Origin of the sequence: Pseudomonas sp. FP1762, assembly GCF_030687105.1 — a bacterium.
GTDB lineage: Bacteria > Pseudomonadota > Gammaproteobacteria > Pseudomonadales > Pseudomonadaceae > Aquipseudomonas > Aquipseudomonas siliginis.
In genome coordinates this window covers 5,942,565-5,964,093 of the sequence record NZ_CP117458.1, presented here as the reverse complement: position 1 = coordinate 5,964,093, position 21,529 = coordinate 5,942,565, and the positions used below count along the sequence as shown (strand labels likewise).

Genomic DNA, 21,529 nt, shown 5'->3' with positions numbered 1-21,529 from the left:
GGGCGCTCAGAGAATCGGCGAAATCAGCCGGGCGATCCGCATGCCGACCTGTTGCAGGCGGTGGATCTCCCGGCTTTCTTCTTTGGCCACCTCATCGGCCTGGGCGAAATCGTCATTGAGCATCTGTTCCACAGCAGCGGCGAACTCGCTGTCGACGGTCAGCAACATCACTTCGAAATTCAGGCGGAACGAGCGATTATCCAGATTGGCGCTGCCGATGGCGCTGATTTCGCTGTCGATCAACACCACTTTCTGATGCAGGAAACCCGGTCGATAGCGGAACACCCGCACGCCGGCACGCACCGCTTCAAAGGCATACAGGCTTGAGGCGGCATAGACGATGCGATGATCAGGCCGCGACGGCAACAGCAGGCGCACATCGACACCACGCAAAACCGCCAGCCTGAGTGCTGCGAATACCGCTTCGTCCGGGACGAAGTACGGGCTGGTGATCCACACCCGTTGCGTTGCTGCGTGGATGGCTTCGACGAAAAACAGCGAGCAGGTTTCGTAGGCGTCCGCCGGGCCGCTGGCGAGCAATTGGCAAAGCACGCCATCCTCCGGGTACGTATCCGGCAGGATCAACGGCGGCAGGGTACGAGCAGCCCAGAACCAGTCTTCGGCGAAGGATTCCTGCATGCAGGCTACCACCGGCCCGCGGACTTTGACGTGGGTGTCACGCCATGGCGCCAGCGGTGGTTTCTCACCCATGTATTCATCGCCGACGTTATGTCCGCCGACAAAACCGACTACGCCATCGACCACGACGATTTTGCGGTGGTTGCGGAAATTGACCTGAAAGCGGTTGAGCCAGCCACTGCGCGTGGCAAAGGCTTTGACCTCGACGCCGGCATCACGCAGCGCTTGCACGTAGTGATGGGGCAGGGCATGGCTGCCAATGCGGTCATAAAGCAAATGAATCGACACGCCTTCGGCGGCTTTCTTCAACAGCAGATCACGCAAGCGCTGGCCGAGCCGGTCGTCGTGAATGATGAAGAATTGGACCAGCACTGCTTGCCTGGCTTGTTCGATCGCCTGAAATATCGCATCGAAGGTCGCGGTGCCGTTCACCAGCAGTTGCACCTCGTTGTTCGCCAGGCACGGCATGCGCCCCAGTTTCGGCATCGCGCGCAGTGAGGCGTAGGCACTCGAAGCGCGAGCGGCCAGGGCTTCCTCCACCCACGGACGCCAGTTCAGTTCGGAAATGGCCAGGCGCATCTGCTCGTTGGCCTGGCGCCGGGCCTTGATGTAGCCATCGAAGGTGCTGCGACCAAATACCAGATATGGAATAAGCGTGAAGTAGGGAATGAAGATCAACGACAATGCCCAGGCGATCGAGCCTTGCGCTGTGCGCACGGTGAGCACCGCATGGATTGCAGCGATCGAACCGAGTGTGTGCAACAGGGCGATCAGGTAACCGAAAATGTGCGGTCCGAAAAAATCCATGGGGCAGCCTTGCTCCGCGAGATGCAATGCTTAACAGACCATGTTCTGCGGCGAATGTCTCTATTTAATCGGCGCATGAACCGACACAATCGGCCGGCGTCTAACGGCCACAACTGATCAGGAGTTACTCGATGAACGTTCGTCTGCTGGGTTTGGCGCTGGGCCTGGGTTTGGCATTACCGGTGGTTGCGCAGGCACAAATGCTGCAGCCGGGGTTGTGGGAAATGTCTTCGAGCAATCTGAAGGTCGATGATCAGGCCATGGACGTGCAATCGATCCTTGGCCAGATTCAAGGCCAGATCACCCCGCAGCAGCGCGCTGCGCTCGAGAAAAACGGCATCAATATTGGCGGCAAGGGGATCCGTGCCTGCCTGACGCCGCAGCAGGTGGCAACCAACGATATCCCGCTGGCCGATCCGCAATCGGGCTGCAAACAGCAGATCACCGAGCGCACCGGCAACCAGTGGAAATTCCGCTTCAGCTGCCCGAAAGCCCAAGGTACCGGCGTGGCGACATTCCTCAGTGACCGCGAATTCACCACCGTTGCCAATGGCACCTTCAACGCCATCGGCATCAACCAGAAGGGCAGCCTGGAAACCCGGGCAGTCTGGCTGGGCCAGGATTGCGGCACGGTAAAACCCCGCGCTTAAAACCTTCGCAGCGCTCCACAGTTGGAACCCATTCCAACTGTGGGAGCGAGCCTGCTCGCGAATAGATCGGAAGTTCGCCTCAAGTCATGGCTGACTCAACGCCTTGTACAACGTATTGAGGTTGTATTCGAACAGCCCGGTAAAGGTGCTCGCCGGTCCACTCACCGCCAGCGCATCCGAGTACAGCGTGCCACCGATGTGTGCGCCGCTTTCATCCGCGATCTGCTTGAGCAGGCGCGCGTCCTTGATGTTCTCCATGAACACCGCTTTGACCTTCGCCTGGCGAATCTGCGTGATCAGCGCAGCGACTTCGGCGGCGGAGGGTTCGCGTTCGGTGGACAAACCCTGTGGCGCGATAAAGTCGATGCCATAGGCCTGACCCAGATAGCCAAAGGCATCGTGGCTGGTGACGATCTTGCGATTACCCGGCGGCAGCGCGCCGAGTTTGTTTTTGGCTTCGGCGAGCAGGGCATAGATCTGCTTGAGGTAGGTCTGGCTGTTGCGCTCGTAGTCAGGCTTGTTGGCCGGGTCGGCGGCGATCAGCGCCTTGGTGATGTTGGCGACGTACAACTCAGCGTTCGCCAGATTGTGCCAGGCGTGTGGATCCGGAACCGTTTCGCCGTCTTCATCGAGCGAACGTGGAATCACCCCGCGACTGGCGCTGATCACCGTCGCCTTGCTGTCGGTGCTGGTCACCAGGCGATCCAGCCAAGGCTCGAAACCGAGGCCGTTCTTGATGATCACTTTGGCTTTGAGCAATGCCTTGGCATCGTCCGGTGTTGGCTCGTAGGTATGCGCATCGGCGTCCGCGCCGACCATGTTGGTGATCTGCACGTGCTCGCCGCCGACCTGATGAACCATGTCGGCGAGGATGCTGAAGCTGGTGACCACCGGCAGTTTTTCGGCGGCCGACAAGGACATCGACAGCATCAGGCTGAACAGCACGAGTAGAGCGCGCATCGGGAAACACCTCATTGGGATGTGAGCAAAGGCGGGCGGCGCAGCAAACCGTGAACCGGTCCAAACACCACCGACAGCAGATAGCCGGCCCCGGCAACCAGGACGATGGCCGGGCCGCTGGGCAGCGAGTAATAGAACGACAGCAGCAAACCGAGCCACACCGACACGCAGCCCATGACGGCGGCGACGGCAATCAGTATTGGCAGACGGCGACTCCAGAATCTCGACGCGGCAGCCGGAAGCATCATCAGTCCCACCACCATCAGTGCGCCGATGGCCTGAAAACCGATCACCAGATTCAGCACGACCAGAGTCAGGAACACGCCATGAGCCAGTGGCCCGATACGGCTGACTGTGCGCAAGAACAGCGGGTCGAGTGTGTCCAACAGCAGGGGTTTGTAGATCGCCGCCATGGCCATGAGGCTGATGGCCGAGACCCAAAGCATGCCGGTCAGCGTCGGTCCATCCACGGCTAGCGCCGAACCGAACAGCAATTGCAGAAGGTCGAGGCGCTTGCCGGCGATGCCAAGGATCAAAACGCCGCTGGCCAGTGAGATCGGATAGATCGCGGCGAGGCTGGCATCTTCTCGCAACCCCGTTCGCCGGGTGATCCAGGCTGCAAGTCCGGCCATGCTCAGGCCGGCGCCGAGGCCGCCGAGCGTCAGGGCAGGAAGGCTCAAACCGGCAAGCCAGAATCCCAGCGCTGCACCAGGGAGAATGCCGTGGGCGACAGCGTCGCCGATCAGGCTCATCCGTCTGAGAATCAGAAACACGCCCAAGGGCGCCGTGCTGCACGCCAACACCAGGCCGCCGAGCAAGGCCCGGCGCATGAACACGAATTCGCTGAACGGCTGCCAGAAATGGCTGAGGGTGGCGAGCATCAGGCGACCTGCATGTGCGGTGTTGGCTGGATCAGTTCTCTGCTGGTTCCGTACACGCAGTGGCCGTTTTTGATCAGCAGGGTATGCGGAATGTGTTGGCGGACAGCCGCCAGGTCATGGCAGACCACAAGCAGTGTCCGGCCCTCGGCGTGCCAGTGGTGAATGTGTTGCCAGAGCAATTGCTGGCCGAGATCGTCGAGTGCGGCGTGCGGTTCATCGAGCAACAGCACCGGGGCGTCAGCGAGGCTCAGTCGTGCGAGCAGGGCACGTTGTAGCTCACCGCCGGACAGGGCCATCAACGGACGCTGTTCGAGGCCACTCAAGTGCCAGTCTTCCAATGCGTTTTTCAGTCGCTGCGTGCGCAGTTGCGTCGACAGCCGGCGGCCCCAGAAACCTGCGGCGATGAGTTCTTCCAGGTTTATTGGAAATTGCCGATCCAAGTGCTGCTGTTGCGGCAGAAAGGAAATTCCGCTTTGGCGTGGAACAGCCATTTCCACTTTGCCAGCGAGAGGCTTCTGCAATCCGGCGATGACCTTTAGCAGGCTGCTTTTGCCGCAGCCGTTGGCGCCGATGATGGCGGTCAGACTGGCGCTCTCGAACTCAAGACTCAGAGGCGTCGTCAGCGGTTGACCGGGAGCGCCCCAGGCCAGCGATTGGCAGCGGATCATATTTGCTCCCGCTGCCAGCTGCTTTCGGCGACGGCGTCATGAGCATGCAGGCTTTCGGCGTGGATCACGCGGATATGCAATTGTTTGATGCCGGGCGTGCGCTGCAGTGCCAGATTGAGGCGGCGCGCGGCGTCTTCGCAGAACATCAGGTTTTGCCCATTGGCGAGTGCGAAGGCTTGCTCGTCGGGGCGCTTTACTGCGGTCTGCACGGCTGTGCCGAGGGCTGCTTCAGCGTCATCGATGATCGCTGTCAGCGGTAGCTCGTCGATGAAATTGTCGAGATGCAGGTGCAGTTGCGCATAGCTACGTTGGCTGTGCGGCGTCGCTACGATCCCTTTGGTTGAGCCAAGCCATGCCAAAACATCTGCGTGTTGCAGAGCCTTGTTGGCGAAATCGTCGACGAATTGCTGCTGGATCAATTGCCTTGCCAAGGCTGCCGAGCAGGGGCATGTCGAGGAATAGGGCACCTCGAGTTTTAGTTCCACGTGGAACATTTGCTGTTTCAGGCTTGCTGAAATGGTTGTCGGATAGGATTTCCAGCCGGCTAGGGGGCTGACTAACGCCGGCCGTTTCAGCAATAAGTCGGTGTGAATGTTCAGATATGCGCAGGCGGATAGACCTTGGTGACTTATCAGAAAACCCTTGAGTACCTGATGCAGCAGAGCGGGAGAAAGGCTTCGCTGTTCGAGGGCTTCGAGTGCCAGATACAAGCGCGACATGTGAATACCACGCGCTTCACCATCATCGAGACTCACGCCAGCGTCGACTCTGGCGCTGAGGCGTTGGCTTTCGAGCACAACGGGTAGAGCAATCCCACGCATGCCCACCCAGTCGAGGGGCAGTGCCAGGCGTGCAGATTGGGCGGCGATATCCGGGAGAGTAAGAGCATTCATGGTTGAGACCGTCGTATTGATCTCTATTTACGTTACATTATAACAATCCATTCAGCGATGCTTTTTTCATGAAAAGGATTTCACTAGCAGCCCGTAATCCGGCTGCAAGTGAACCTTGCGCTGCTACCGCCCGAGCTGGAGAAGCGGTTGATGGTTGTCCAGCCGACACGGCGGGTATAGCCAACCCAAGCCTCGCCATCGGAGGCGATGCCGGTAAAAAGGTTAATTGGCCGAAGCGGCTGTTGGTCTGCGCCCAATAGCGATGGCCGTTCTTCTCGAATCCGCGCAGGTAAAGCGTGGTGCCTACCGTATTCACGCTATAGGCATTGCCGTCGGCGTCTACACACGCCAGCAGATTAGCGCTGCGTGTGCAGTGCGCCGGCCCCGGCATGTGCGCTTGGGCTTGGCTGGCCAGCGACATAGCAAAGCTCAAAAGCAGGCATTTCAACCCCTTGTTCATTGCGAGTGTCCACGATCGGTGGTGCAGCAATTTGCGAAATCTCCTCTGTCGGACTGGCAAACTCAAGTTGTTATACTATAACATAAATCGGAACCAGCCTGAGCTGCCGATCACAATCATTTGCCTTCGTTGACCCGAGTAAATGAAGCGCAACGCGCCAAGCGCACACCTCAAAGCGCAAATCGGCTGCCATTTATGAGGATTATCCAATGTCAGCCAAATTGCCCGTCACCGTACTTTCAGGATTTCTCGGCGCCGGAAAAAGTACACTTTTGAATTACGTACTACGTAACCGAGACGGCTTGCGCGTTGCGGTGATCGTCAACGATATGAGCGAGATCAACATCGATGGTAGCGAAGTCCAGCGCGATGTCAGTCTGAACCGTGCGGAAGAAAAGCTCATTGAGATGAGCAACGGCTGCATTTGCTGTACGTTACGCGAAGACCTGCTTGAAGAAGTCAGCAAACTCGCCCGCGAGGATCGTTTTGATTACCTGCTGATCGAATCCACCGGCATTTCCGAACCGCTTCCGGTCGCTGAAACCTTCACCTTCCGCGATGAACAGGGGCAAAGCCTCGCCGACATTGCTCGCCTCGATACCATGGTCACCGTGGTCGACGGTGTGAATTTCCTGCTCGATTACCAGGCGGCCGAAAGTCTTGCCTCTCGCGGCGAGATTCTCGGTGAAGAAGACGAGCGCTCCATCACCGATCTGTTGATCGAGCAGATCGAGTTCGCCGACGTCCTGCTGATCAGCAAAATCGACCTGATCAGCCAGCACGAGCGTGAAGAACTCACCGCCATCCTCAAGCGCCTCAATGCCCAGGCTGAAATCATTCCAATGGTGATGGGCGAAATCCCCCTGGAGAAAATCCTCAACACCGGTCGTTTCGATTTCGATCAGGCCGCACAAGCGCCCGGATGGCTACAGGAATTGCGCGGTGAGCACGTCCCGGAGACACAGGAATACGGCATCGCCTCGACGGCCTACCGCGCGCGCCGGCCATTTCACCCGCGACGCTTCTTCAGCTTCATCGATCGGCCTTGGCTGAACGGCAAGCTGCTGCGCTCCAAAGGCTTCTTCTGGCTGGCCAGCAAACCCACCGATGCCGGTAGCTGGTCGCAGGCTGGTGGCTTGATGCGGCATGGATTCGCCGGTCGCTGGTGGCGTTTTGTGCCAAAGAATCAATGGCCGCAGGATCAGGAAAGTGTCCAGGCGATCATGGGAAACTGGATTCCAAGCGTAGGAGATTGCCGCCAGGAGCTGGTTTTCATCGGTCAGAACATAGATTTCCTACAGCTCTCCGCCGAACTCGATGCCTGTCTGCTGACCGACGAAGAAATGGCAACGGGCGTAGAAGGCTGGCGCTTGCTGCCTGATCCATTCGGCCCTTGGCACGAAGAGGCCGCCTGATGCTCGCACTCAAAGATCAGCCGCTTCTTACCCGTCATCAGCACGAGGGGCTGACACCGGAAACGTTGACGCGAATCCTGGAAGACCAGACCAATCTCGCCGTCTGGCAGCGCCAGCTACCCGTGCACATCGCCGATTTTGCGCAATTGGTGCTGTCACTCAACGAGCCCTTGGCCGAGTCGCTATGTGTGGAATTGCCCGACGAAGATGCCGAACCGGATCTCGCCGGTCTGGCTGCAGGGCTGCGTGATCTGCAAGGATTCGAAGGTTTCATCAGCGACCTCAAGTGGCTGATCAGTGCCTTCGCCTGCCTGCTCGGTGCGCGGCGTATCGGCGTGCGTTTGCGTGTGCTGGACAAGGCCATGTGTCCGCGTTTCCACGTCGATCACGTGCCGGTGCGCTTGATCACTACTTACGCTGGCATCGGCAGCCAATGGCTTGAGGAGGGCGCGATGGATCGCCTGCAACTTGGCCAGGCCAATGCCGAACCGCACAGTCCAGCGTCGATTCGCCAGCTCAACAGCGGCGACGTCGCGTTGCTCAAAGGCGAAAAATGGCACGGCAATGAAGGCTTCGGCCTGATCCATCGTTCGCCGCAACCGGCGCCCGGTGAGCGCCGTCTGCTGCTGACCCTCGACTGGCTCGGCTGACACATCAGGGCTTGCGCCAGACGCCCTGGCTCTGGCCTTCGCAATATGGCTTGAGATACGCCGCATCGGTGGCCACGCCGTAATAGTGGATATCCTGGCGATAGGGCATATTGGCGACTTGCGCGTTGCTGCATACGCCGAAAGCTGCGCTCGGGCACTGGTCGACGTATTGCACCTCGACCTTCTGCCCGGCCAGCGTCGGTTGGCAGAAGCCGTGATTGAACAATTTCTGCGGAATCGTCCGGTTCTGCTGACAGACTTTGACGTCGAGCCGTTCGCCCTGTGTGTGCACCACGCAGGCCTCGGCCCACGCTTCACTCGACAGCAGCGCCAACAGCAACGACCATCCCGACCAGCGCATCTTCGATCTCCTCAATAACTGTCCGCAGAAAGTACCCGCCATGTTGCAGAACATTCCGACCCACGTCATCGCCGGCCCGTTGGGCGCCGGCAAGACCAGCCTGATTCGCCAGTTGCTGGCGCAACGGCCTGCGGACGAACGCTGGGCGGTACTGATCAACGAGTTCGGCCAGATTGGTCTGGACGCCGCGCTGCTGACTCGCGACGACGATGGTATCGCACTGGGTGAGGTGGCCGGGGGCTGCCTGTGTTGCGTCAATGGCGCGCCATTCCAGATCGGCCTTGGCCGCCTGCTGCGCAAGGCCAGGCCGGATCGACTGTTTATCGAGCCATCCGGGCTGGGCCATCCGGCGCAATTGCTCAAGCAACTGAATGAGGCGCCGTGGCTGGGTGTGCTGGCGGTTCAGCCCTGTGTTCTGGTTTTGGACGCTCAGGCATTGCACGCAGGTAGAGCCTTGCCGGACGCTCAGCAGCAAGCGTTGGCCAGTGCGGGGTTGTTGCTGCTGAACAAAGCGGAAGATCTCGATGAAACAGCTCGAAACAGAATCGCCAGCCAGTTGCCGCCCGTCAGGCTGATCTGGACGCAGCAAGCGCAACTGCCTCTGAGCGAGCTTCCGGGGCTGGCAGTAAAGGCGAACGAAGACGCAGGGCATCTGCCGCTGCCCACTGGATTGGCACAGCTGCCAGCGCTCTGGAGCGATCCGGCCGAACCGATCTGCCTGAGTCAGGCTCAAGAGGGGGGCTGGAGCATCGGTTGGCGCTGGCATCCGGGGCAGGTATTTGATCAAGCACGCATCGCCGATTGGCTGAGCGCGCTCGACTGGAACCGGGCGAAACTGGTTATCCACAGCACGGATGGCTGGGTTTCGGGCAATGCGCTGGAGCATGCCGAGCTGAGTTGGCAAGCCAGCGAATGGCGAAAAGACTCAAGAATTGAGCTGATCTTCGCTGAACCGCAGAACATCGAACAGCTGCAAGCCGGTTTGGCTGAATGCCGGATTCAATGAGTCAGCTCAAGGCTTCCACTTGGTATGTTCCTGGCGCCACTGGCTCAGCTCAATGACTTCTGCGCGAGGCTTGTGCACTTCGACCACCGGCGGCGTGTCGTCGAACGGCGCCGGGTAGGGTGCCAGTTCAATCTGCGCACTGTGCGCGCCGAACTGGGTGACGGTGCCGTTGTGGCGGCTTTCGCCAGTCACGGTGAACTCGAAGTTGTAGACCCGCGCCAGTCGCCTGCGACCGTTGGCATCCTTGATCAGCCCGATCTTTTTCAGCGCGACGTTACCGTCCAGCAGCTCGACGCCGACATTGGTGCAATGCTGTTTGACCCGCTCCAGCGCGCGCTCGCGCAAGCCGTGGTTGTGCCATAGCCAGGCACCAGCGGCGGCGAACAGCATCAGCACGAAGATGTTTTCCAGGGTCAGCATCGACATCGAACTCCAAAAGATGGCGTCAGCTTAACTGTCTCGCCGGTCTGTCGTACAGGCTGTGTTTCGTCGCATACTGCGCGGCTTGAATTTCAATCGTTTTACGGAATGACCCGAATGAAACGTACGCCTCATCTGCTCGCCATCCAGTCCCACGTGGTGTTTGGCCACGCCGGCAACAGCGCTGCGGTTTTTCCGATGCAGCGGGTCGGGGTCAACGTCTGGCCGCTCAACACCGTGCAGTTTTCCAACCACACCCAGTATGGTCAGTGGGCCGGTGAAGTGCTGGCACCGCAGCAGATTCCTGAGCTGATCGAAGGCATCGCTGCGATTGGCGAGCTGGGCAATTGCGACGCGGTGCTGTCCGGCTATCTCGGTAGCGCCGCGCAGGGCCGGGCGATTCTCAGCGGTGTGGCGCGGATCAAAGCGGTCAATCCGAAGATGCTGTATCTGTGTGATCCGGTGATGGGCCATCCAGAGAAGGGTTGCAGCGTGCCCACCGAGGTCAGCGATTTCCTTCTCGATGAAGCGGCTGCCGTGGCGGACATCATGTGCCCGAACCAGCTGGAGCTGGACAGTTTTTCCGGGCGCAAGCCGCAGTCGCTGTTCGATTGCCTGGCGATGGCACGTGCGCTGCTGGCGCGCGGGCCGAAAGCGGTTCTGGTCAAGCATCTGGATTATCCGGGCAAACCGGCGGATGGCTTCGAAATGTTGTTGGTGACGGCTGAGGGCAGTTGGCATTTGCGCCGTCCCTTGCTGGCGTTTCCGCGTCAGCCGGTGGGGGTGGGCGACCTAACGTCCGGCCTGTTCCTGGCGCGGGTACTGCTGGGCGACACGCTGTTGGCGGCATTCGAATTCACCGCAGCGGCAGTGCACGAGGTGTTGCTGGAAACCCAGGCGTGCGCCAGTTATGAGCTGCAACTTGTGCGGGCGCAGGATCGCATTGCGCATCCGCGGGTGAAGTTCGAGGCTACAGCGATCAGTCTCTGAGACCGAGTCGTCTTTATTCGCGAGCAGGCTCGCTCCCACAGGAAGAATGCATTCCAGATGTGGGAGCGAGCCTGCTCGCGAAAGCGATCAATTGAGCGCTACCCGTTTCAGGCGTCGCCCTTGATCTCCTGATAACGCTTCTCCAGTTCCTGACGAATCTGCCGGCGCTGCTGCGCCTGCATGAAGCGGCGTTTGTCTTCGCTGTTCTGCGGTTGCAACGGCGGCACGGCGGCCGGTTTGCGCTGATCATCCACCGCGACCATGGTGAAGAAGCAGCTGTTGGTGTGGCGCACCGAGCGTTCGCGGATGTTTTCGGTGACCACTTTAATGCCAACTTCCATCGACGTGTTGCCGGTGTAGTTGACCGAGGCCAGGAACGTCACCAGTTCGCCGACATGAATCGGCTCGCGGAAAATCACCTGATCCACGGACAGGGTCACCACGTAGCGCCCGGCATAACGGCTGGCGCAGGCGTAGGCCACTTCGTCGAGGTATTTGAGCAGGGTGCCGCCGTGGACATTGCCAGAGAAGTTGGCCATGTCGGGGGTCATCAGTACCGTCATCGACAGCTGGGCGTTTCCGGGTTCCATAACGTTCTCACGGATCAAGGCTGATTGCAGGAAGCGCCTCTGCGGGCACCTGGTGGCTTTTCAAAAAGCACCGTTATCGGGACGCCGCGCGGCGGGCCGCCGTCACGCCGGTAGCGATCTGTTTCCATATATTGCACCGGCTTCCAGAGCGAAGTCGCGGTGTTAACCTGCAAAAGCCCTGCCCAAGGGCAATTCCTACATTAAAAGCGGATTTTTACCCTGCTCGCGCAGAACGTCTTACGTCTGTCCGCGCGCCTCGTCATCAAGGAGCCTACGCCATGCATGCCATCAGTTTTATTCAGGATCTGGCAGTGATCATGCTGGTCGCGGGCGTGGTAACCGTACTGTTTCATCGTTTCAAACAACCGGTGGTGCTCGGCTACATCGTCGCCGGCTTCATCATCGGCCCGCATACGCCGCCGTTCGGCCTGATTCACGACGAAGAAACCATCAAGACCCTGGCCGAACTCGGGGTGATCTTCCTGATGTTCTGCCTTGGTCTGGAGTTCAGCCTGCGCAAGCTGTTCAAGGTCGGCGCCACGGCGTTCATTGCCGCGTTTCTCGAAATCATCCTGATGATCTGGATCGGCTACGAAATCGGCCGCTGGTTCGACTGGAACACCATGGATTCGTTGTTCCTCGGCGCGATTCTGGCGATCTCCTCAACCACCATCATCGTCAAAGCGCTGAATGACCTGAAGATGAAGAACGAGCGCTTTGCGCAGTTGATCTTCGGTGTACTGATTGTCGAGGACATCCTTGGCATTGGCATCATTGCGTTGCTGTCGAGCATCGCCGTCAGCGGCACGGTGAGCTCGGGGGAAGTGTTTTCCACGGTCGGCAAGCTGTCGCTGTTCATGATCGTCGCGCTGGTCATCGGCATTCTGTTGGTGCCGCGTCTGCTGGCTTATGTGGCGAAATTCGAAAGCAACGAGATGCTGCTGATCACCGTGCTCGGCCTGTGTTTCGGCTTCTGCCTCCTTGTGGTCAAGCTCGAATACAGCATGGTTCTCGGGGCTTTCCTGATCGGTGCGATCATGGCCGAGTCGAAGCAGTTGTTGAAAATCGAGCAGTTGGTCGAGCCGGTTCGCGACTTGTTCAGTGCGATCTTTTTTGTCGCCATCGGCTTGATGCTCGACCCGCTGATTCTCATCGAATACGCCTGGCCGATCGCGGTGATCACCGTGGCCGTGGTGCTGGGCAAGATGTTGTCCTGCGGCCTCGGTGCGTTTATCGCTGGCAACGACGGACGGACCTCACTGCGGGTCGGCATGGGTCTGTCACAGATCGGCGAATTTTCCTTCATCATCGCCGCGCTGGGCATGACCTTGCAGGTGACCAGCAACTTCCTCTACCCGGTCGCTGTAGCCGTGTCGGTGATCACCACACTGCTGACACCGTATCTGATCCGCGCGGCGGATCCGTTGTCGATCAAGCTCTCGGCAGTCGTGCCCAAGCGTCTCGGGCGTGTACTCGGCATGTATGGCGAATGGTTGCGCAGCATCCAGCCGCAAGGTGAGGGCGCGCTACTGGCGTCGATGATCCGACGGATCCTGTTGCAGGTCGGGGTCAATCTGGCGCTGGTGATTGCGATCTTCTTTGCCGGCGCATACTTCGCCGAGCGCATGTCGTTGTGGCTGCAGGACTGGATCAGCGATCCGAGCTGGCAGAAGGCACTGATCTGGGGCGGGGCGTTGCTGGTCTCGCTACCGTTCCTGATTGCGGCTTATCGCAAGCTCAAGGCGCTGTCGATGCTGCTGGCGGAAATGGGCGTCAAGCCGGAGATGGCCGGGCGTCACACGCAGCGAGTGCGCCGGGTGATCGCCGAAGTGATCCCGATTCTCTCGCTGCTGGTGATTTTCCTGCTGTTGGCAGCCTTGTCGGCCAGTATCCTGCCGACCAACAAGCTGCTGGTGCTGATCGCCGTCGTCGCGGCCGCCGTTGCGGCGCTGCTCTGGCGCTGGTTCATCCGCGTGCATACGCGGATGCAGGTGGCCTTGCTGGAAACCCTCGACAACCATAAGGAATCGTCGGGGCATTGACCCACAGGGGCGTTTGGCGGCTCAGCTTTCCAGCCAGACGTCCCGCGCCCAGTGCCACACCGATTCCCAGGTTTCTTCAGTAATCAGTTCTTCTTCGGCCTGCCACAGCACCACGGTGCCGTCTTCTTCGACACAGTAGTAGTCATCGCCGTCCTGACAGATCGGGATCAAGCTGCGATCAACACCCGCGTCCCATGCATTGGCCGCCACGTCCGGCAGATAGGTGCGCGATTGCGGATCAGTGACGGTCACCGGCTCGAGGCTGCCATAGACCACATCGCTGACGGTCAGCAAAAATTCTTTGAAGACGAACGGAATGTCGATGAACAGTTGTTCTTCGATTTCCACCAGCAGGTCTTCGTCAGGCAATTCCAAAGGAACCGGTACGGGTTCGTTGGCTTCGCGCAGTTGTTCGATGATTTCTTCCACGTCCGGGATCCTCTTGCTGAATGGCGCGGTTTATATGGGCCGGTTTATACAGTAGCTCGCCATAGATGCAACCGTGAAATGAAAAACCCCGGCCGAGGCCGGGGTTCTGTTACCGCAAGTGAAGCGCAGCAGGGATCAGCCGTTCTGGCGGATACCGGCGACCAGCCAAGGCTGGTTGTCGCCCTGCGGACGTTCCATGTTCCAGCTTTCGCTGAAGACTTCGCCCTGGTCGAAACGCGAGGTTTTCGACACGCCGGTGAAGGTCAGGGTGGCGATGGTCTTGTCGGCACGATCGTCGACGCCGTCCAGCTGCACCTGCAGGTTGTCGATGTAGGTCGACTGGAAGCCATCGCCCAGATCCGCACGCTCACGCTTGAGGAACTCAAGCATTTGCGGGGTCACGAACTCGGCGATCTTGTCCATTTCGTTGGCGTCCCAGTGCTGCTGCAGCGACTGGAAGTGGCTACGCGCAGCTTCAAGGAAGTGCTCTTCGTTGAACCAGGCCGGTGCGTTGATCACTGGACGGGCGGCAGCCGGAGCAGCCGAACCACCGAAGATCGAACCCATGGCGGCAGGCTTCTGCTCGAACACTTCACGCTGCATCGGCGCGCCGGCCGGAGCGAATTGCTCCTGCTGCTTGCGACGACGGGCGGCGATGAAGCGGAAGATCACGAACGCGATCAGGGCCATGATCAGGATGTCGAAGATCTGCATGCCCTGGAAACCGTCGCCCATGAACATCGACGCGAGCAGGCCACCGGCGGCGATGCCCGCCAATGGGCCGAGCCAGCGCGAAGCACCGCCGGCCTTGGCCGCGGCGCCAGCAGCACCGGCAGCGCCAGCGGTCGCTGCTGCGCCGCCCACGCCTGGAGAAGAGGGAGCCATCTGGCTGGTCTGGTGCGTCGGCGCAGCGCCGGCGCTTTTGCCACCACCAAAGCGCTTGGCGTTGGCGTCGAGGCTCATCGTCAGGCCGATGCACAACGCCATGGCGATGCTAAGAAAACGTTTCATAAAGGGTATTCCCGTTTTGTGGAGACACGCGCGCCATGTTGCACAGCTGAAGTGTTACTGGCTAGCGAGAGAGTGTTTCGGGCTTTTGCCTGACAGGTTGCGTTCAGCTTGGCGAGGCAATCAGCCGATGTACTTTTGTCTGTAGGAAAAGGCGATAGGTTCAGAGGGATTGATGCACTTGCGCCGCATAACCTGTGGGAGCGAGCCTGCTCGCGAAGGTGTCGTGTCAGGCAAATGATTGCTTGATGACACAGCGCTTTCGCGAGCAGGCTCGCTCCCACATGGGTTCAGTGCCGGTGATTAGATCGCTTCCAGCTTGGCATAGCCGAGCATCAGCCACTTGCTGCCTTCGCTGAAGTTCACCTGCACCCGGGCCTGGGCGCCGGAACCTTCGAAGTTGAGGATCACCCCTTCGCCGAAGATCGAGTGACGTACGGCCTGACCGAGCACAAAACCGGTTTCCGGAATCTCGCTGCCGTTGAACAGGCTGCTGCCGCTCATCGACTGGTTGCCGCCGAACGGTCGGCTGACGCTATTGGACAGGCGCACTTCCTGGATCAGGCCTTTCGGCACCTCGCGGACGAAACGCGACACCTTGTTGTAGGTTTCGCTGCCGTACAGGCGCCGGGTTTCGGCGTAGGTCATGACCAGATTCTGCATCGCCCGGGTGATACCGACGTAAGCCAGACGCCGTTCTTCCTCGAGACGCCCCGGTTCTTCCAGGCTCATCTTGTGCGGGAACAGGCCTTCTTCCATGCCCACGAGGAACACGTAAGGGAATTCCAGGCCTTTGGCGCTGTGCAGGGTCATCAGCTGCACGCTGTCTTCGTGCTCGTCGGCCTGAGTGTCGCCGGCCTCCAGCGAAGCGTGGCCGAGGAACGCCGCCAGTGGGGTCAGTTCTTCGTCCTCTTCGGTGTTCTCGAAGTTACGTGCGGCGCTGACCAGTTCCTCAAGGTTTTCCACCCGCGCCTGGCCTTTTTCGCCTTTTTCCGCTTCGTGATAAGCGATCAGGCCGGATTGCTCGATGACGGTTTGCGTCATCAGGTGCAGCGGCATCTCGGCGCACTTGGCGGCGAGGTTCTCGATCAGTTCGATAAACGCACCGAGCGCACTCGCGGCGCGCCCGGTCAGGCCTTTGTTCGCCACCAGTTGGCGCATCGCTTCCCACATCGACACGTCGCTGTGTCGCGCATGCTCGCGGATCGCTTCGACGCTTTTCTCGCCGATGCCCCGCGCCGGTACATTGATCACTCGCTCCAGCGCCGCGTCGTTGCCACGACCTTCGAGCAAGCGCAGGTAGGCCATGGCGTTCTTGATTTCCGCGCGTTCGAAGAAGCGCTGCCCGCCATAGATGCGGTACGGGATGCGCTCGCGCAGCAGGGCTTCTTCGAGCACCCGCGACTGGGCGTTGGAGCGGTACAGAATCGCGATATCGCTACGGGCCAGACCGGTTTTCAGCGCGCTTTCGATGGTTTCTACCACGTAGCGCGCTTCGTCATGCTCGTTGAACGCGGCGTACAGGTTGATCGCTTCGCCATCGCCACCGTCGGTCCACAGCTCTTTACCGAGACGCCCGGTGTTGTTGGCGATCAGCGCGTTGGCGGCTTTGAGGATACCGGCGGTGGAGCGGTAATTCTGTTCCAGACGAATCGTTTCGGAGTCCGGGAAGTCCGAAGAGTACTGATGGATGTTCTCGATCTTCGCCCCGCGCCAGCCGTAAATCGACTGGTCGTCGTCGCCGACCACCATCAGGCTGTCGCCGCCCTTGCCGAGCAGGCGCAACCAGGCGTACTGCACGGCGTTGGTGTCCTGGAATTCGTCGACCAGAATATGGCGGAAGCGCTTTTGGTAGTGCGCCAGCAGGCCCGGGTGATCGCGCCACAGATCGAGCGCGCGCAGCAGCAGTTCGGAGAAGTCGATCACGCCAGCCCGCAGGCACGCTGCCTCGTAGGCTTCGTAGATGCCGCGCATGGTGGCGAGGAACAGGTCGCCGCTGGCCTGAATGTGTTGCGGCCGCAGACCTTCGTCTTTCTGGCCGTTGATGAACCACTGCGCCTGACGCGCCGGCCAGCGTTGCTCGTCCAGACCGAGCTCGCGGATCACCCGCTTGACCAGCCGTTGCTGGTCATCGCTGTCGAGAATCTGGAAGGTCTGGCTCAGGCCCGCTTCCTGCCAGTGCGCCCGCAGCAAGCGGTGCGCGAGGCCGTGGAAGGTGCCGACCCACATGCCGGCCGGGTTGATGCCCAGCAACTGCTCGATGCGATGGCGCATCTCGGCAGCGGCCTTGTTGGTGAAGGTCACCGACAGGATGGAGTGAGGTGAGGCGTTTTCGACCTGGATCAACCAGGCGATACGGTGCACCAGCACTCGGGTTTTACCGGAACCGGCGCCGGCCAGGACCAACTGACGGCCAACGGGGGCTGCTACGGCCTGGCGTTGGGCATCGTTGAGGGAGTTCAGCAGAAGGGAGAGATCATCGCGCATCGGGGCATTCTAGGGTGCGCCGCAGGCCCGGGCAAACCGTGCGTTGCATTAGCCGATGAAAGTGCTGCCGATGACGACCGGTCGGTCACTGGCTGCAGGCTTCGGCCCGTCTCGCCTGAGGGGTTGCAGCGGTGCGCAAGCGGCGGAAAATTTCCCCGCAATTGTGATCGGCAGCAGTTTGGCATCGGGATCGGCTTGTGTATGCTCCGTCCACGTTTCGGGCGCACGCCCTCCTATAAGAACAAGAACGTTGCCCATGATCCTCAGCGCCGAACTGTCGGGGCCCTCCGTGGACCCCCGGGTGATCCGCAAGCACTATGCCGTCGAAATGGCGGTGGAGCGCACGCGTCTGCTGTATCAGGGCTCGTTGTTGCCCACGCTGTTCATGTTGATCAATGGTCTGGTCTGCGCCGCTTTGCTCTGGAGCCCGCAGCGCTACTTCGTGGTCAGCGTCTGGCTGGTGTGGCTGCTGTCGCTGGTCGCGCTGCGGGTGATTCAGGTGGCCGCGTTCGATTCGGCGATTCCCGATCGTCAGGCCCGGCCAATCTGGTTCCGCATGTTCCTGCTCGGTTCGACCATGACCGGCTTGACGCTGGCCGGAGCCGGCATCGCTCTGGTGCCCGCTGACAACTTCATGCAGCAAGCCTGGGTATTCGGCCTGATCGGCGCGGCAACGCTGTCGGCCAGCGTCGCCTACGCGGTGAGCCTGCCGGCGTTCCTCTCGTTTACCTTACCGTGCCTGCTGCCAGCGATCGGCTACCTGTTCTGGGGCGGCGACGATCAGGCGCGGGGCTGGGGCTGGCTGGGTCTGATCCTGCTCGGTTCGTTGAGCGTGGTGGCGTGGCAGGTCAATCGGCTGATCGACCGTGGATTGCTTCGGCGCTTCCAGAATCAGCATCTGATCGAGCATTTACAGCAAGCGCAAACGCGCAGCGAACAACTCAATCAGGAGCTGGGCAAAGAGATCGAACAGCGCCGCTGTGCCGAGGCGCAATTGCGTGAAGCGCAGGTCGATCTCGAAAATCGCGTGGCCCAGCGCAGCCGCGAACTGGATGCCGCCAATCAGGCCCTGAGCAAAAGCGAAGCGCGCCTGGCGCTGGCGCTCAAGGCCAGTGAGCTCGGATTGTGGGACTGGAATCTGCAGACCGACGAGGTCCATCACACGCAGATTCAGGAACTGTTCGGCCTCGCCCCGGAATACGTCACGGCGCTGCTGCGCGACCTCAAGCCACGACTGCACCCTGAAGATGTGCCGTCACTCAAGTTCGCCCTGGTCGAGCATTTGAAGGGGCGCACCGAGGATTATCAGGTCGAATATCGCCTGCGCCATGGCGACGGCCACTGGGTGTGGATCGAGGACCGTGGCCGTGCCGTGGAGCGCAGCGCCAGCGGCCGGGTGATCCGCATGGTCGGCACTCGCCGCGATATCAGCGCCAGCAAAAGCCTCGAAGAGCAGCAACGGCTGGCGGCCACGGTGTTCGAAGCGGCCAGCGAAGGCATCGTGATTCTTGACCCGAACTACGCGCTGATTGCGATCAATCAGGCTTTTAGCCGGGTCACCGGTTACGAGATCGACGACATGCTCGGGCGCAACGTCGTCGAGTTGCCTTGCAGCCGCGATGCCCATCGCCACTATGTGGCGATCCGTCATGCACTGGAGCAGCACGGCAGTTGGCAGGGTGAGTTGGTGGAAACCCGCAAGAACGGCGAGTTGTACCCGCAGTGGTTGCAGCTCAACGCGGTGCGCGACAGCCGGGGCAATGTCAGCCATATTGTCGGCTTCTTCGCCGACCTCTCGGCACGGCGTGCGTCGGAAGAACGCCTGCGTTATCTGACCCATTACGACGAGCTCACCGGCCTGGCCAACCGTTCACTGTTCCGCGAACGCCTGCACGAAGCCCATCAGCGGGTGCGGCAGGGCGGGCGCCGCAGTCTCGCATTGCTGCACATCAATCTGGATCGTTTCAAATTGCTCAATGACAGCCTCGGCCATGAAGTCGCCGATCAGCTCCTGCAAAAAATGGCCCGGCGGCTGGTCAATGCCTTGCCTGAGGCCGACACCATTGCGCGCTTGTCGGGAGACGAGTTTGCCGTGCTGTTCGATGCCTACGGCAATCTGTCGAGCCTGGCACGGGTAGCGACGCGGTTGTCGGCCAAGCTGCGTTTGCCGCTGAGCGTCGACGGGCATGAACTGGTGGTGAGCGCTTCAATGGGCATCAGCCTGTTGCCGGACAACGCGCGGGAGATTTCCGCGCTGGTCAGCCAGTCGAACATGGCCATGCAGCATGCCAAACATCTGGGCGGCAACAATTTCCAGTTCTTCACCGACAGCCTGCAAGCCAGCACACTCGAACGCTTGCAGTTGGAAAACCACTTGCGCCGAGCCATTGAAGAACAGCAACTGACAGTGTTCTACCAACCCAAACTGTGCCTGCAAACCGGCCGCATGAATGCCGCTGAAGCGCTGGTGCGCTGGGATCATCCGAGCATGGGCCAGGTGCCGCCGGCAGATTTCATTGGCCTGGCCGAAGAGACCGGTCTGATCGGGCCGATCGGCGAATTCGTTTTGCGTCAGGCGTGCTGGCAAGCCTGCGAATGGCAACGGCAGGGGCTGGCGCCGATCCGCGTGTCGGTGAACCTGTCGGTGCATCAGCTGCGTCAGGGCAAGCTGGTCAGTCTGGTCCGGCAAGTGCTGGAAGAAACCGGGCTGGCGCCGCACTACCTCGAGCTGGAGCTGACCGAGAGCCATTTGCTCGACAGCGTCGAACACATCATTGCCACATTCCAGCAACTGCGCGATCTGGGGGTGAAACTGGCGATCGATGATTTCGGTACCGGGTATTCGTCGTTGAGTTACCTCAAGCGCATTCCGGTGGATTACGTGAAGATCGATCAGGCGTTCATTCGCGGCTTGAGCGAGGGCAGTGCGGACGCGGCGATCACTCGCGCGATCATCGCCATGGCTCACGGACTGGCCCTCAAAGTCGTCGCCGAGGGTGTCGAGCGTGAGGATCAGCTGGCATTTCTGCGCGCCGAACGCTGCGACGAAGTGCAAGGTTATCTGATCAGCCGGCCGGTGGACGCTGCCCGTCTGGCCGGGCTTCTGCGTGATCAGGCCAATCCGCAGTAAGGGCTACATGCACCTCAGCGCGCCTGATGCCGGGACATCGAGTTACGCATTGAGCAGGCAAAATGCCCATTCATGTAGTATAACTACAAGCTTGCTACATCCTTGCCCACAAGAAGAGTCCAGCCCCTTGAATCTGCTGCAACACATCGCCCAGTCACGTCACCTGTTACGCAAGTCGGAGCTCAAGGTCGCCGACCACGTGCTGCTTGACCCTGCGGCAGTGATGCACAGTTCCATGGCCGACCTGGCTCACAGCGTCGGCATCAGCGAGCCGACCATCGTGCGTTTCTGCCGCGCGATCGGTTGTTCCGGCTTTCAGGACCTCAAGCTGAAACTGGCGCAAAGCCTGGCCGCCGGCGCCAGCTTCGGCCAGTTCGCGATCCACGAAGATGACTCCGTCGCCGACTACAGCCTGAAGATTTTCGACACCACGCTGCACACCCTGATGGAAGTGCGCGAGAAGCTCGATCCAGTGGAGCTGCAGCGCGCGGTGACGCTGATGTCCCAGGCGCAGCGTGTCGAGTTCTATGGCTTCGGTGCTTCCGGAGCGGTGGCCGCGGATGCACAGCACAAGTTTTTCCGTTTGCTGCTGACCGCGGCGGCGTATTCCGATCCGCACATGCAGGCGATGTCGGCTGTGACGCTGAAGCCGACCGATGTGGCGATCTGTATTTCCCAGTCAGGGCGCTCCAAGGATTTGCTGATCACCGCTAACCTCGTTCGCGAGAGCGGGGCATCGCTGATCACCCTGTGCCCGAGCCAGACGCCGTTGGCCGAACTGTCGACCGTCAATCTGGCGATCGATGTGCATGAAGACACCGAAATCTACACGCCGCTTACCTCGCGAATCGCCCATCTGGTGGTGATCGACGTGCTGGCGATGGGCGTGGCCATGGCGCGCGGGCCGAGCCTGGTCAATCATCTCAAGAGCGTGAAGCGCAGTCTGCGCAGTCTGCGTTTGTCGCCCAAGGCCGTGAAAGCGCTGGACGATTGAGCAAGGTCGTTCCGACCTTGTTCGCGAGCAGGCTCGCTCCCACAGGGGG

The 21,529-nt window shown here is 60.3% G+C and carries 19 protein-coding genes and 1 pseudogene; 8 read left to right on the top strand and 12 right to left on the bottom strand.

Translation table 11 applies throughout. The features are described from left to right. Nucleotides 1–6 precede the first annotated feature (6 nt). A complete protein-coding gene (gene cls / locus PSH90_RS26810) occupies nt 7–1,446 on the bottom strand; it encodes a cardiolipin synthase (protein WP_305381827.1) in 1,440 nt (479 codons plus the stop codon). A gap of 131 nt (nt 1,447–1,577) precedes the next feature. On the opposite strand from cls, the gene PSH90_RS26805 reads away from it, so the two are divergent. After that, on the top strand, nt 1,578–2,096 hold the full coding sequence (locus PSH90_RS26805) for a DUF3617 domain-containing protein (protein ID WP_016772436.1): 519 nt from the start codon (nt 1,578–1,580) through the stop codon (nt 2,094–2,096). Between the two features lie 84 nt (nt 2,097–2,180). Here PSH90_RS26805 and PSH90_RS26800 read toward each other — a convergent pair whose 3' ends face one another. The 5 genes and pseudogenes from PSH90_RS26800 to PSH90_RS26780 form a co-directional block, all read right to left on the bottom strand. Next, nucleotides 2,181–3,056, bottom strand: coding sequence for a metal ABC transporter substrate-binding protein (locus tag PSH90_RS26800; protein WP_305381825.1), 876 nt, complete (start codon nt 3,054–3,056; stop codon nt 2,181–2,183). A gap of 11 nt (nt 3,057–3,067) precedes the next feature. Further along, nucleotides 3,068–3,937: a metal ABC transporter permease gene (locus PSH90_RS26795; protein WP_305381823.1), complete on the bottom strand. Its 870-nt coding sequence runs from the start codon at nt 3,935–3,937 to the stop codon at nt 3,068–3,070. Next, nucleotides 3,937–4,605, bottom strand: coding sequence for a metal ABC transporter ATP-binding protein (locus PSH90_RS26790; RefSeq protein WP_305381821.1), 669 nt, complete (start codon nt 4,603–4,605; stop codon nt 3,937–3,939). Before PSH90_RS26790 ends, PSH90_RS26795 begins: the two co-directional genes overlap by 1 nt. Next, complete coding sequence (gene folE2 / locus PSH90_RS26785) at nt 4,602–5,498, bottom strand: GTP cyclohydrolase FolE2 (protein WP_305381820.1); 897 nt, start codon at nt 5,496–5,498, stop codon at nt 4,602–4,604. Before folE2 ends, PSH90_RS26790 begins: the two co-directional genes overlap by 4 nt. An 83-nt stretch (nt 5,499–5,581) precedes the next feature. Further along, a pseudogene (locus tag PSH90_RS26780) lies at nt 5,582–5,919 on the bottom strand (glutamine synthetase). A gap of 248 nt (nt 5,920–6,167) precedes the next feature. On the opposite strand from PSH90_RS26780, the gene zigA reads away from it, so the two are divergent. Together zigA and PSH90_RS26770 are read left to right on the top strand one after the other, a co-directional pair. Then, on the top strand, nt 6,168–7,373 hold the full coding sequence (gene zigA / locus PSH90_RS26775) for a zinc metallochaperone GTPase ZigA (RefSeq protein WP_122506277.1): 1,206 nt from the start codon (nt 6,168–6,170) through the stop codon (nt 7,371–7,373). Continuing rightward, nucleotides 7,373–8,023: a DUF1826 domain-containing protein gene (locus PSH90_RS26770; RefSeq protein WP_305381818.1), complete on the top strand. Its 651-nt coding sequence runs from the start codon at nt 7,373–7,375 to the stop codon at nt 8,021–8,023. The genes zigA and PSH90_RS26770 overlap by 1 nt, the downstream gene beginning before the upstream one ends. Before the next feature lie 4 nt (nt 8,024–8,027). Here the strand turns inward: PSH90_RS26770 and PSH90_RS26765 are convergent, their stop codons facing one another. After that, nucleotides 8,028–8,384: an NADH:ubiquinone oxidoreductase gene (locus PSH90_RS26765; protein WP_305381816.1), complete on the bottom strand. Its 357-nt coding sequence runs from the start codon at nt 8,382–8,384 to the stop codon at nt 8,028–8,030. Nucleotides 8,385–8,424: 40 nt separating this feature from the next. On the opposite strand from PSH90_RS26765, the gene PSH90_RS26760 reads away from it, so the two are divergent. Next, on the top strand, nt 8,425–9,390 hold the full coding sequence (locus PSH90_RS26760; protein ID WP_305381815.1) for a GTP-binding protein: 966 nt from the start codon (nt 8,425–8,427) through the stop codon (nt 9,388–9,390). A 6-nt stretch (nt 9,391–9,396) separates the two neighbouring features. Here the strand turns inward: PSH90_RS26760 and PSH90_RS26755 are convergent, their stop codons facing one another. Further along, complete coding sequence (locus PSH90_RS26755; protein WP_076564658.1) at nt 9,397–9,810, bottom strand: DUF3301 domain-containing protein; 414 nt, start codon at nt 9,808–9,810, stop codon at nt 9,397–9,399. A gap of 117 nt (nt 9,811–9,927) precedes the next feature. Here PSH90_RS26755 and pdxY point away from each other — a divergent pair, with 117 nt between their 5' ends. Then, complete coding sequence (gene pdxY, locus PSH90_RS26750) at nt 9,928–10,800, top strand: pyridoxal kinase PdxY (RefSeq protein ID WP_041476573.1); 873 nt, start codon at nt 9,928–9,930, stop codon at nt 10,798–10,800. Between the two features lie 107 nt (nt 10,801–10,907). On the opposite strand, the gene PSH90_RS26745 is transcribed toward pdxY, so the two are convergent. Further along, nucleotides 10,908–11,390, bottom strand: coding sequence for an acyl-CoA thioesterase (locus PSH90_RS26745; protein ID WP_016772447.1), 483 nt, complete (start codon nt 11,388–11,390; stop codon nt 10,908–10,910). 278 nt (nt 11,391–11,668) lie between these two features. On the opposite strand from PSH90_RS26745, the gene PSH90_RS26740 reads away from it, so the two are divergent. Next, nucleotides 11,669–13,432: a cation:proton antiporter gene (locus tag PSH90_RS26740; protein WP_095181199.1), complete on the top strand. Its 1,764-nt coding sequence runs from the start codon at nt 11,669–11,671 to the stop codon at nt 13,430–13,432. Nucleotides 13,433–13,453: 21 nt separating this feature from the next. Here the strand turns inward: PSH90_RS26740 and PSH90_RS26735 are convergent, their stop codons facing one another. The 3 genes from PSH90_RS26735 to uvrD all read right to left on the bottom strand — a co-directional run bounded on the left by PSH90_RS26735 (nt 13,454) and on the right by uvrD (nt 17,356). Beyond that, the gene (locus PSH90_RS26735; RefSeq protein WP_305381813.1) at nt 13,454–13,861 is read right to left on the bottom strand and encodes an SMI1/KNR4 family protein; all 408 of its coding nucleotides are present in this window, start codon (nt 13,859–13,861) and stop codon (nt 13,454–13,456) included. A gap of 135 nt (nt 13,862–13,996) precedes the next feature. After that, complete coding sequence (locus PSH90_RS26730; RefSeq protein WP_305381812.1) at nt 13,997–14,872, bottom strand: Tim44 domain-containing protein; 876 nt, start codon at nt 14,870–14,872, stop codon at nt 13,997–13,999. Between the two features lie 300 nt (nt 14,873–15,172). After that, entirely contained in the window at nt 15,173–17,356 is a 2,184-nt protein-coding gene (uvrD, locus tag PSH90_RS26725; RefSeq protein WP_305381811.1) for a DNA helicase II, read from the bottom strand. A gap of 256 nt (nt 17,357–17,612) precedes the next feature. Here uvrD and PSH90_RS26720 point away from each other — a divergent pair, with 256 nt between their 5' ends. Together PSH90_RS26720 and hexR are read left to right on the top strand one after the other, a co-directional pair. Continuing rightward, on the top strand, nt 17,613–20,486 hold the full coding sequence (locus PSH90_RS26720; protein ID WP_252877142.1) for an EAL domain-containing protein: 2,874 nt from the start codon (nt 17,613–17,615) through the stop codon (nt 20,484–20,486). 127 nt (nt 20,487–20,613) lie between these two features. Beyond that, complete coding sequence (gene hexR, locus PSH90_RS26715) at nt 20,614–21,480, top strand: transcriptional regulator HexR (protein WP_007962240.1); 867 nt, start codon at nt 20,614–20,616, stop codon at nt 21,478–21,480. The last annotated feature ends 49 nt before the right edge of the window (nt 21,481–21,529 follow it).

Coding starts and splice junctions, on each gene's coding strand:
- cls (WP_305381827.1), bottom strand. CDS start 1,446: ATGGATTTTTTCGGACCGCACATTTTCGGTTACCTGATCGCCCTGTTG.
- PSH90_RS26805 (WP_016772436.1), top strand. CDS start 1,578: ATGAACGTTCGTCTGCTGGGTTTGGCGCTGGGCCTGGGTTTGGCATTA.
- PSH90_RS26800 (WP_305381825.1), bottom strand. CDS start 3,056: ATGCGCGCTCTACTCGTGCTGTTCAGCCTGATGCTGTCGATGTCCTTG.
- PSH90_RS26795 (WP_305381823.1), bottom strand. CDS start 3,937: ATGCTCGCCACCCTCAGCCATTTCTGGCAGCCGTTCAGCGAATTCGTG.
- PSH90_RS26790 (WP_305381821.1), bottom strand. CDS start 4,605: ATGATCCGCTGCCAATCGCTGGCCTGGGGCGCTCCCGGTCAACCGCTG.
- folE2 (WP_305381820.1), bottom strand. CDS start 5,498: ATGAATGCTCTTACTCTCCCGGATATCGCCGCCCAATCTGCACGCCTG.
- zigA (WP_122506277.1), top strand. CDS start 6,168: ATGTCAGCCAAATTGCCCGTCACCGTACTTTCAGGATTTCTCGGCGCC.
- PSH90_RS26770 (WP_305381818.1), top strand. CDS start 7,373: ATGCTCGCACTCAAAGATCAGCCGCTTCTTACCCGTCATCAGCACGAG.
- PSH90_RS26765 (WP_305381816.1), bottom strand. CDS start 8,384: ATGCGCTGGTCGGGATGGTCGTTGCTGTTGGCGCTGCTGTCGAGTGAA.
- PSH90_RS26760 (WP_305381815.1), top strand. CDS start 8,425: ATGTTGCAGAACATTCCGACCCACGTCATCGCCGGCCCGTTGGGCGCC.
- PSH90_RS26755 (WP_076564658.1), bottom strand. CDS start 9,810: ATGCTGACCCTGGAAAACATCTTCGTGCTGATGCTGTTCGCCGCCGCT.
- pdxY (WP_041476573.1), top strand. CDS start 9,928: ATGAAACGTACGCCTCATCTGCTCGCCATCCAGTCCCACGTGGTGTTT.
- PSH90_RS26745 (WP_016772447.1), bottom strand. CDS start 11,390: ATGGAACCCGGAAACGCCCAGCTGTCGATGACGGTACTGATGACCCCC.
- PSH90_RS26740 (WP_095181199.1), top strand. CDS start 11,669: ATGCATGCCATCAGTTTTATTCAGGATCTGGCAGTGATCATGCTGGTC.
- PSH90_RS26730 (WP_305381812.1), bottom strand. CDS start 14,872: ATGAAACGTTTTCTTAGCATCGCCATGGCGTTGTGCATCGGCCTGACG.
- uvrD (WP_305381811.1), bottom strand. CDS start 17,356: ATGCGCGATGATCTCTCCCTTCTGCTGAACTCCCTCAACGATGCCCAA.
- PSH90_RS26720 (WP_252877142.1), top strand. CDS start 17,613: ATGATCCTCAGCGCCGAACTGTCGGGGCCCTCCGTGGACCCCCGGGTG.